The sequence below is a fragment of the Microbacterium sp. Bi128 genome, from assembly GCF_918698205.1.
Genome location: NZ_CAKKMM010000366.1, coordinates 1 through 4,361, shown reverse-complemented (window position 1 = coordinate 4,361; position 4,361 = coordinate 1). Strand labels below are relative to the sequence as shown.

Genomic DNA, 4,361 nt, shown 5'->3' with positions numbered 1-4,361 from the left:
CGGAGCGAGGGTCTCGGGGAACGCCAAGGCGCTGGTCGAGGCTGCCCGGAGCATCGGCCGCGGCGAGAGCCCCGGGATCCAGTCCCCGGTGATGAGCCACGAACTTGCCGCCCTCGCCGCCGAGCTCGAATCCAGCAGCCGGATGCTGGAGGCCTCCCGGCAGCGGGAGGCCGCCGTCGAAAACGCCCGCCGCGAACTGGTCAGCTGGATCTCCCACGACCTGCGGACGCCGCTGGCGAGCATGCGCGCCATGACCGAGGCCCTGGAAGACGGGATGGCCGCGGACGTCCCCGCCTACTACCGCAAGCTCATCGCGCAGACCGACCTCATGGCCGGCATGGTCAACGACCTCCTGGAACTGTCGAAGATCCATGCCGGAACTATGCGGCTCAAGGCCGAGCCGTTGGACCTGTACGACCTCGCCAGCGACGCCATTGCCGACCTCGCCGCGCTGGCGGAGCAGCACGGCATTACGCTCGACGGCGGCGGCCAACGGGAAAGCCTGGCCCTCGCCGACGGCCCCTCGATGGGGCGTGCCATCCGAAACGTCGTGCTCAACGCGATCGTCCACAGCAGACCCGGCTCCCGGGTCACCGTGGAAGTCGGCCGGGACGGTGACCGGGCCGTCGTCGCGGTCACCGACGGCTGCGGCGGGATCGCGGAAGCGGACCTCCCGCATGTGTTCGAAACCGGCTGGCAGAAGGACCCGGCGCGGCGGCAGACCGGCCGTTGGGCCGCCCCGGACGACGGACTGGACGGAATGGCCCCTGATGGCGCGGCCCCGGGCGACGGCTTCCGGGCGCCCGGGCCGGATGAGCCGGCAGGCGTCATGCGCTACAGCGGCGCCGGCCTTGGCCTGAGCATTGTCGCCGGAATCGTCAGCGCCCATCAAGGCACCGTCACCCTGGAGAACGTCGACGGCGGATGCCGGTTCTCGCTGCTGCTCCCCGGCCAGGGAGCCGCCGGCCAGAAGCCGGGTGGCAGCCACGGCACTTCTGCCGGGGAGCCTGCTGCCGGGGGAGCAGCAGCCCCGGCAGCAACAGCCGAGGGAGCACACAACAGGATTCCGCGCGACGCGGTAGAGGAAAAACTCCGGACGGGATGGGCACAGTGAGCAGCGGCGTCGGCTTTGACGGGCAGGGGAAGGAAACCGGCGGCACACTCGCCGGCAGGGGACAGCAGCATACGGAACCGGGAGTCCGGCAGCGGCAGTCCCGGGACCTGTGGGCCGCCGGGGCCGGACTGGTGGCCGTGGGGACGGCGGTGGTCCTCGGTGAACTCACGGCCAGCCTGGTGAGCCCCACGGTGTCTCCGGTGACGGCCGTCGGCGGGGCCGTGATCGACACCGTCCCGCCGGGCGTCAAGGAGTGGGCCATTTCCTTGTTCGGCACGGCGGACAAGGCGGCACTGCTGGGCGGCATGGCACTGGTCATCGCCGCGCTCGCGGCGCTCTCCGGAGTCCTCGAAGTGCGGCGCCGTTTCGCCGGGGTGATTCTCATCGCGGTGTTCGGCGCGGTAGGGCTCGTGGCCGTGCTGAGCCGGGCCGACCTGACCGCCAACGCCGTCCCCGTCCCGGTGCTGGTGGCACTGGTGGGGATCGCGCTGTTGCGGTGGCTCATCCGGAAACTATTGGAGTGGCAACCCGATGCCGGCCGGCGACCGGCGGTGGCGTCCGGCCCGCCGGAGACACCACCGGTTGAGCCGGCCCCGCAGGACGCCCCTGCCGTGGCGCCTGCAGATGCCACAGCCAACGAAGCCGGGCCCGCCCGGCGCCGGTTCCTGCTGGCGCTGGGCGGGACAGCCGCGGTTGCCGCCGTCGCCGGTGTGCTCGCCTCCACCCTCAGGGGAGCGGCCGCCGTCGTCAGCGACGTGCGCAGCAAGCTGGTCCTCCCGGTGCCCGCCGCTCCCGCGCCGCCCATCCCGGCCGGCGCTGAGATCCGGCTGGACGGACTGGGCCCGCTCGTGACGCCGAACAGGGATTTCTACCGGATCGACACCGCCCTGCGCGTCCCGCTGGTGGATCCTGCGGAATGGACGCTGAAAGTCACGGGCCTGGTGGAACGGGAGATCGAGCTCGACTTCGCCACCCTCTTGGCCAAACCCCTGACGGAACGGCACGTGACCATCGCCTGCGTCTCCAACGAGGTCGGCGGGGACCTGATCGGCAATGCCCGCTGGCTCGGCTGGCCGGTGCGCGAACTGCTCGACATGGCCGGCCCCAAGCCCGGGGCGGACATGGTGCTCTCCCGGAGCACGGACGGCTGGACGGCAGGGACCCCGCTGGAGGCCCTCACGGACAACCGCGACGCGCTGCTGGCCGTCGCCATGAACGGGGAACCGCTTCCGCTCGAACATGGATTCCCCGTCCGGATGATCGTGCCCGGGCTGTACGGCTACGTCTCCGCCACGAAGTGGGTCACCGAGCTCAAAGTGACCCGGTACGCGGACGACGTCGCCTACTGGACGCCCCGCGGCTGGAGCGAGCGCGGGCCCATCAAGACATCGTCCCGCATTGACGTGCCGCGCGACGGGGCCAACGTGAAGGGCGGGACGGTTGTCTTCGGCGGCGTCGCGTGGGCCCAGCACACGGGCATCGGCAAGGTGGAGCTGCGGGTCAACCGCGGCGACTGGCATCAGGCCGAGCTGGCCCCCGGCATCTCCAAGGACACCTGGTACCAGTGGAAGCTGGCCTTGCCGCTGGAGCCGGGACAATACGAGGTCCAGGTCCGGGCCACAGCCCTCGACGGCGTGCCGCAGGCCGAGGAATCCGCACCGGTCGCGCCGAACGGAGCCACGGGTTACCACACGGTTAGAGTTGACGTGAAGTCCTAGCGAGCCGAGCAGAGGTCAGGAAACGCATGCACCGCACCGAGACAAGGCATGTCAGCGTTCAAGCACACCGGGACAAGGTGCGGGTCCTGCTGGCCCCCCTACGCACCGAGGGGCGGGTGGAACGGCTCCCGCTGCTCGAAGCCTTGGGCCGGGGGCTCGCCGCCGACATCCTGGCGCCGCTGGACCTTCCCCCCTTCGCCAACTCGCAGATGGACGGCTTCGCGATCCGCAGCGCCGACGTGCCCGACGGCGGCAGGGAACTGCGTGTCGTCGCGCCCGTCCCGGCCGGAGCCACACCGGCGGAACTGGCCGCCGGCACGGCCGCTCCGATCATGACCGGCGCGTTGATGCCGGCCGGGGCCGACGCCGTCGTTCCCATCGAGCAGGCCGTGCCCGATTCCTTCCCGGTGCCGGGGGAGCCCGCCACGGTCCACTTGCCGGCCGCCGCCGCCGGAACGTTCGTGCGCGACGCCGGCAGCGACATCCGCTCCGGCGAGCTCGCCCTCAGCGCGGGGACCTTCCTCGGCCCCGGCCAGCTGGGACTGCTGGCGGCGATGGGCTACACGGAGGTGCCCGTCCGTCCCTCCCTCCGGGTCCTCCTGGTCACCACCGGCGACGAGGTGGTGGAACCGGGCAGCCCGCTCGGACCGGGCAAGATCTTCGACTCCAACGGCACACTGCTCGAGTCCTCCATGCGCCAGGCCGGGCTCCAGGTCACACGGACCGGCGTCTCCACGGACCAGCCGGATGAGCTCGCCGCGTTGCTGCGCCGGCACGCCCCCGCCGCGGACCTGATCGTCACCACCGGCGGCGTCAGCAAAGGTGCCTACGAGGTGGTCCGGCAGGCAATGGCCGGACACGACGTCGAATTCGGCGCCGTGGCGATGCAGCCGGGCGGCCCGCAGGGGATCGGCAGCTTCGACGGCGTCCCTGTGCTGGGGTTCCCGGGCAACCCGGTGAGCTGCCTGGTGTCCTTCGAAATGTTCCTGCGCCCGGTCCTCACGGAACTGTTCGGCGCCCCGGCGCCCCGGCCTGCCGTCCGCGCGCGCCTCGCCGAACCGCTGACCTCCCCGGCGGGCAAGCACCAGGTGCGGCGCGGCACGCTGGCTCCGGACGGCACGGTCAGGCTGGAGGGCGGCGCGGGCTCCCACTTGGTTCATGCCCTGGCCCGTTCCAACGCCCTCGTCCACGTGCCAGAGGGAACAGCGGCGCTCGCAGCGGGCGACGAAGTGGAAGTATGGATCCTGTGAATGATGTAGAAAACCCTGAAGCGGATGCCGCGCCGGCGGACAAAGGCGAAGCGGGCAACGGCGAAGCGGACAAAAGAGCCGTGGGCAACACCCGCCTGACCCACCTCCGCCACGACGGCACGGCCCAGATGGTGGATGTGTCCAACAAGGCGCAGTCCACCCGGGAAGCCACGGCCACCGCGACCGTCCGCAGCACGGCCGAGGTCCTGTCCCTCCTCGGCGGCGGTGAGCTCCCGAAGGGCGACGCCCTGGCCGTGGCCCGCATCGCCGGGATCATGG

At 71.6% G+C, this 4,361-nt stretch carries 4 protein-coding genes; all 4 read left to right on the top strand.

Going from position 1 to position 4,361, the window contains the following annotated elements; genetic code table 11:
• Positions 1–1,114, top strand: a 1,114-nt coding sequence (locus LQV45_RS19105) for a cell wall metabolism sensor histidine kinase WalK (protein ID WP_230008371.1), incomplete at its 5' end; no start/stop codon positions are given.
• Positions 1,102–2,832, top strand: a complete 1,731-nt coding sequence (locus LQV45_RS19100; protein ID WP_230008370.1) for a molybdopterin-dependent oxidoreductase — start codon at positions 1,102–1,104, stop codon at positions 2,830–2,832. The genes LQV45_RS19105 and LQV45_RS19100, both read left to right, overlap by 13 nt.
• 26 nt (positions 2,833–2,858) lie before the next feature.
• Positions 2,859–4,082 (top strand): gephyrin-like molybdotransferase Glp, encoded by a 1,224-nt coding sequence (glp, locus tag LQV45_RS19095; protein WP_230008369.1) that lies wholly within the window; start codon positions 2,859–2,861, stop codon positions 4,080–4,082.
• 80 nt (positions 4,083–4,162) lie between these two features.
• Positions 4,163–4,361: cyclic pyranopterin monophosphate synthase MoaC (locus tag LQV45_RS19090; protein WP_290370275.1), on the top strand; the 199-nt coding region annotated here is incomplete at its 3' end.